Below are 5,443 nucleotides of genomic sequence, written 5' to 3' on the forward strand. Positions count from 1 at the left end.
AGATTGTATAAGAGACAGGACGACCCCCGCCAGCCCCAGCCCCAGCGCCGGCAGGGCGCCGGGCAGGAACGAGACGGGCAGCAGCACCACCGCGCCCCAGAAGGCGTAGTAGGTCAGCACCTCACCCTCGTAGAAGGTGTGCTGGACCAGCCCGAAGCAGAACAGCCAGAACAGCCTGCCGAGCAGCGCCCCGCGGCTGTTACCGCGCAGGAACAGCAGGAAGCTGATGCCGAACAGCATCGAGAAGATCGGGTAGAACCTGCTCTGGAACAGGGCCTCGATCGCCCAGTCGATCTCGGTGCGCGGCTCCTTGAGCGTGTGCTGCCAGGTGTTGACCAGCATGATCCCGCCCACCGCGAAGCCGCGGAGGGCGTCGAGCTCTCGGATGCGCGTCATAGGAACCAGGTGCACCACCATACGAGGAATCCGGCGCTGATGACGGTTGCTGTGATCTGCGGCCATTTGCGCCGTCGCAGCAGGACCGCCGCGGTCAGCACGGTGGAGCCCGCGGCGATCCAGGTGTAGGGCTCGGCCGCGGCGGGGACGCCGACCGCAAGGGCGGTCTCGTTCGTCCTGGCCAGGCCGTAGACGGACTGGACGACGAGGCCGGCGAACGCCGTCCCCGCCAGGCCGCCGAAGGCCGCCAGCGCGCGGCCCCTCAGCGCGCCGGCGATGAGCTGGGCCAGGGACGCGAGCGCGAACAGCGCGAAGGGCGCGGCCAGCCAGGGGGAGCGCGAGATCTGGTACGGCGCGCCGGTCACGTGCATGGCGGGCGCGGGCCGGGCAGCGGTGGCGTCCGCGCAGGGGGTGCCGTCCTTGCCCGCCGGGTCGTCGAGGAACTCCACGATCTTCCGGCGGGCGCAGGCGTTCACCAGGAAGACGGCGTGGGAGGTGCCGGCGAACTCCTCGAAGCGGGCGCCCGGCAGGGCTTCCGCCGCGGGCCTGCTGGTCCTGGGGGGCGTGGTGGGGTCGTACTGGCCGCCCAGGACGTAGACCGGGGCCTTCGTGGTGGCGTTCACCGGGCGGGACTTGGGGAGCTGCCAAGCATCACACACCGCCTTATCCCCATTTATGGTGAAAAGTCGGGAGTTTGGGGTGAATGTGTTGAAGGGGACCTCATCCTGGCACTGCACCGCGTGATACAGCCCGAACTCGTGCGACACCAGCCCCTCGCCCGCCGCGTCCGCCAGCGGGCGCAGCAGCTCGTCGTGGCCCGTCGCCAGCGCGCCGACCATCGCCGGCGCCACCGCGGCCACGTCCGACTCGTGCAGCGCCTCCGCCATGATCGCGGCCACGTCGTCGCCGCTCATCCTGGCCGTGAACGACCTGCCGAGCAGCGGGTCGGTGGCGGGCACCCGGGCGGGGGAGGCGTTCAGCCTGGCCCGCATCGCCTCGAACGGGCCCCGGACGCCGAGCAGGGCCGCGGTGGCGGTCAGGTTCGCAGCGGCGTCGTCGTACCAGTTGACGCTCTCCGGCAGGAACGAGTCCAGCACCACCGAGCGGACCCCCGCCGGGTCCGCCGCGGCCACGTCCAGCATGACCCTGGTGGAGTAGCTGACGCCGAACAGGTTCCACGACGGGTAGCCGAGCTCCTTCCGCAGCGCGACCACGTCGGCCGCGATCTCCTTCGTGTTGTATCCCCGCAGGTCCACACCCTGCTCGCGGAGCCGCTCGCGGCAACGGGTGGCGGCCCGGGCGATGTCGGCGGGCGGGCGTCTGAGCTGGCCGAGCAGCGCCTCGGCGGTCTCGGGGCAGCCCAGCGCGGGCTCGGACCACCTGCTGCCGCGCTGCTCGACCGCCACCACGTCGCGGTCGGGGAACATCTGGCTCAGGAAGCCCGTGAGCTGCATCGACGCCGATCCGGGGCCGCCGCTCATGTAGACGACGGGGTCCGGCTTGCGGTCCCTGGCGGTCGAGACCCGCACGGCGTAGCCGACCTTGATCTTCCGCTCAGGGGCGTCCCTGCGCTCGGGGACGACGAGGAAGGCGCAGGTCGTACGGGCGGGCATGGCGACCGGGCAGGGGCGTTCGCCGGGCGCGCTGGTCGTGGGGCTGGGCGGCGCGGTAAGGGCTAGGGCGAGCACGACCCGAATGATCACGGGACGAGACTAATAGTCTGGGGCCGTGACGGAACCACTTGTGACCAGGATGCGCGACTTCGGCACGACGATTTTCGCGGAGATGAGCGCGCTCGCCGTACAGACCGGATCGATCAACCTTGGACAGGGCTTTCCCGACACCGACGGGCCCGCGGCGATGCTCGACCGCGCGGTCCAGGCGATCGCGGCGGGGGCGAACCAGTACCCGCCGGGGCCGGGCGTGCTGGAGCTGCGGCAGGCGGTCTCGGAGCACCGCCAGGCGCACTACGGGCTGACCTACGATCCGGCCGGCGAGATCCTGGTGACGGTGGGCGCGACCGAGGCCATCGCGGCGAGCGTGCTCGCGCTGTGCGAGCCGGGCGACGAGGTGATCGCGTTCGAGCCCTATTACGACTCCTACGCGGCCTCGATCGCGCTCGCCCAGGCCCGGCTGGTCGCCGTGACCATGCGGCCGGTCGAGGGGCGCTTCACGTTCGACCCGGACGAACTGCGCGCCGCCGTCACGCCCCGCACCCGGGCCATCCTGGTCAACTCGCCGCACAACCCGACGGGCACGGTCTTCACCAGGGACGAGCTGACCGCCATCGCGGAGCTGTGCCAGGAGCACGACCTGATCGCCCTGACGGACGAGGTGTACGAGCACCTGACGTTCGACGGGGTCGAGCACATCCCGCTGGCCACCCTGCCGGGGATGCGGGAGCGCACGGTGATGATCTCCTCGGCGGGCAAGACGTTCTCGGTGACCGGCTGGAAGACCGGCTGGGTGTGCGCCCCTCCCGCGCTGGTCACGGCGGTGCAGACGGTCAAGCAGTTCCTCACGTTCACCGCGAGCGCGCCGTGGCAGGTCGCGGTGGCCTACGGGCTGCGGCAGGAGCTGGAGTGGGTCTCGGCGCTGCGGTCGGGGCTGCAGGACAAGCGCGACCGGCTGATGGAGGGGCTGGCGGCGGCCGGGTTCGAGGTGCTCAGGCCGTCGGGGACGTACTTCGTGCAGACCGACATCCGGCCGCTCGGTTTCACCGACGGGCTGGAGCTCACCCGGCGGCTGCCGGAGCTGGCCGGGGTGGTGGCCATCCCGACGCAGGTGTTCTACGACCATCCCGAGCGCGGACGCCACTTCGTCAGGTTCGCCTTCTGCAAGAAGGACGAGGTCATCGACGAGGCCGTGACCAGGCTGAAGCACCTCTCAGCCTGACGCTCGGGCCTTCCCGGCAGGCCGGAGACCGTCGAAGACCACCGCGAGCGTGCGCGCCCGCAGATCGTCCCCCCAGTTGTTGTGTTGCGCCGCCAGGCAGGCGGCGCTCAGCAACGCCAGCAGCTCCTCCATGCCGACATCCCTCCTGACCGCCCCCGCCTCCTGGGCCCGCGCCAGCAAGGCCGCGATGGGCCCCTTGATGTCGGGCGCCCCCGCCTTGGCGTCGATTCCCGAGGCGGCCAGGGCGTCCACGAGCACCTTCTTGACCGTCGAATCCGCCACGATCGTGCTGAAGTACTCGAAGAACGCCTCCCCGGCGTCCGCCGCCTGGGCGAGCTCGCCGGCCCGCTCGGCCAGCCGCCGCATCCGGTCCTGGACGATCGCCTGGTAGAGCGCCTCCTTGGTGGGGAACTGGCGGTAGATCGTGCCCACCCCCACCCCGGCCAGCTCGGCGATCTCCCGCATGGAAGCCGACAGGCCGTCCCTGGCCAGCACCACCTCGGCGGCATCCAGCACGCGGGCACGATTGCGCTGCGCGTCGGCACGCACGTCTGCTCTCCTCGCGTTGACAACCGGAACGAGTGTTCCGTATCGTTCAAGCGGAACACGCATTCCGATTCTAGGGGATCCTCATGGACTACCTGAACCTGGGCCGCTCCGGCCTGCGCGTCTCCAGGGCCTGCCTGGGCACCATGAACTTCGGCACCGAATACGGCCTGGCCGCCAGCGACGAGGCGGAGGCGGGCCGGATCATCGACGCGTTCTTAGACGCGGGCGGCAACTTCATCGACACCGCGGACCTGTACCACCGGGGCGAGACCGAGGAGATCGTCGGCCGGGCGCTCAAGGGCCGGCGCGAGTGGGTCGTCCTGGCGACCAAGGGCGCCATGCCCGTGGGCCCCGAGGGCCGCGGGCTGTCGCGGCGGCACCTCACCAGGGCGCTCGACGCCAGCCTGCGCCGCCTCGGCACCGACTACATCGACCTCTACCAGTGCCACCAGTGGGACCCCGTGACGCCGATCGAGGAGACCATGGCCACCCTCGACGGGTTCGTCCGCGCGGGCAAGGTGCGCTATCTCGGCTGCTCCAACTTCACCGCTACGCAGCTCGTCGAGGCGCAGTGGGCCGCCGCCGGCGCCGGCGGCACCCCGTTCGTGAGCCTGCAGCCGCAGTACTCCCTGATCCAGCGCGTGATCGAGGCCGAGATCCTGCCGGCCTGCGAGCGGCACGGGGTGGGCACGATCGTGTACGGGGTGCTCGGCGGCGGCGTGCTGACCGGCCGCTACCGGCACGGGGAGGACCCTGACCCGGACAGCCGGATGGGCCGGCTGCTCGGCCACTCCCTGCCCGGCGCCAACCGGTGGGCCCACTCACTGCTCAACGACCGCAACCTGGGCATCGCGGAGGAGCTGGCCAAGGTGGCCGCCGATCTGGACGCGGGACCGGCCGCTGGGTCGGCCGCAGTGGCGCTGGCCTGGGTGGCGCAGCGGCCCGGGGTGACCTCGGTCCTGCTCGGCCCGCGGTCGGTGGAGCAACTGAGGGAGAACCTGGCGGCGTTCGAGCTGAACCTGCCGGAGGAGGCCGTGGCCCGGCTGGACGAGATCTCCCGTCAGGATGTAGGGCCGATGGACGGCTCATCCTTCCACCTCGTCCCCCGCTGATCGTGCCTCGCTGACGACTCCCCTCTGTGACCGCGAGGTCGCCGCACCCTCCGGGGCGGCCTCACCGGGGCCTCGGGCAGATGCTCACCGAGAGCCGAGGCTAAGTGAGGGTCGAGACGGGAGGCGCGGCCGGGTGTGAGGCCGAGTGCAAGGACGAGGGTGAGCGCGCCGGCGTCCTGCGCCAGCTCACGACACCATCGTGACCGGCAGCCTGCTCCGCCGGATGGCACCGCGGATCTCGTCGGCGAGCTGCGCGTACTCAGCCGCTCGCGACGGCGAGGCCCGGTAGGCCAGCCCGATGGTCCGCTTCGGGGCGGGGGAGGCGAAACGGCGCAGCGCAAGACGTACCCGCTTGCCCGTCTCCACCGGCACCGCCGACTCCGGCAGCAACGTCACCAAAAAAAAAAGCAAGAGCAAAAGATCAGCCTGAACACTGCGAATCAATCGTTGGATCGTCACAGTCCTGCCTCCTATACAAATCTCTAACCCAT

The 5,443-nt window shown here is 70.9% G+C and carries 4 protein-coding genes and 2 pseudogenes; 2 read left to right on the forward strand and 4 right to left on the reverse strand.

Translation table 11 applies throughout. From position 1 onward, the window contains the following. Together ETD85_RS59690 and ETD85_RS59695 are read right to left on the reverse strand one after the other, a co-directional pair. A pseudogene (locus tag ETD85_RS59690) lies at positions 1-396 on the reverse strand (DUF418 domain-containing protein); the annotation flags it as partial. Next, the gene (locus tag ETD85_RS59695; protein ID WP_138698664.1) at positions 393-2,099 is read right to left on the reverse strand and encodes an alpha/beta fold hydrolase; all 1,707 of its coding nucleotides are present in this window, start codon (positions 2,097-2,099) and stop codon (positions 393-395) included. The gene ETD85_RS59695 and the pseudogene ETD85_RS59690, both read right to left, overlap by 4 nt. Before the next feature lie 25 nt (positions 2,100-2,124). On the opposite strand from ETD85_RS59695, the gene ETD85_RS59700 reads away from it, so the two are divergent. Next, positions 2,125-3,291 carry a pyridoxal phosphate-dependent aminotransferase gene (locus ETD85_RS59700; protein WP_138698665.1) on the forward strand — a complete coding sequence of 389 codons (1,167 nt, stop codon included), beginning with the start codon at positions 2,125-2,127 and terminating at the stop codon, positions 3,289-3,291. Here ETD85_RS59700 and ETD85_RS59705 read toward each other — a convergent pair. Continuing rightward, positions 3,283-3,840, reverse strand: coding sequence for a TetR/AcrR family transcriptional regulator (locus ETD85_RS59705; RefSeq protein WP_206059590.1), 558 nt, complete (start codon positions 3,838-3,840; stop codon positions 3,283-3,285). The genes ETD85_RS59700 and ETD85_RS59705 overlap by 9 nt on opposite strands. Before the next feature lie 83 nt (positions 3,841-3,923). Here ETD85_RS59705 and ETD85_RS59710 point away from each other — a divergent pair, with 83 nt between their 5' ends. Continuing rightward, complete coding sequence (locus ETD85_RS59710) at positions 3,924-4,952, forward strand: aldo/keto reductase (RefSeq protein WP_138698667.1); 1,029 nt, start codon at positions 3,924-3,926, stop codon at positions 4,950-4,952. Positions 4,953-5,138: 186 nt separating this feature from the next. Here the strand turns inward: ETD85_RS59710 and ETD85_RS59715 are convergent. Further along, positions 5,139-5,443, reverse strand: a pseudogene (locus ETD85_RS59715) (DNA-binding transcriptional regulator OxyR); the annotation flags it as partial.

Source organism: Nonomuraea zeae (assembly GCF_005889725.1).
Taxonomy (GTDB): Bacteria; Actinomycetota; Actinomycetes; order Streptosporangiales; family Streptosporangiaceae; genus Nonomuraea; species Nonomuraea zeae.

Excerpts from the sequence above, each read along its gene's own strand:
- ETD85_RS59710 (WP_138698667.1), top strand. The coding sequence starts at position 3,924 with ATGGACTACCTGAACCTGGGCCGCTCCGGCCTGCGCGTCTCCAGGGCC.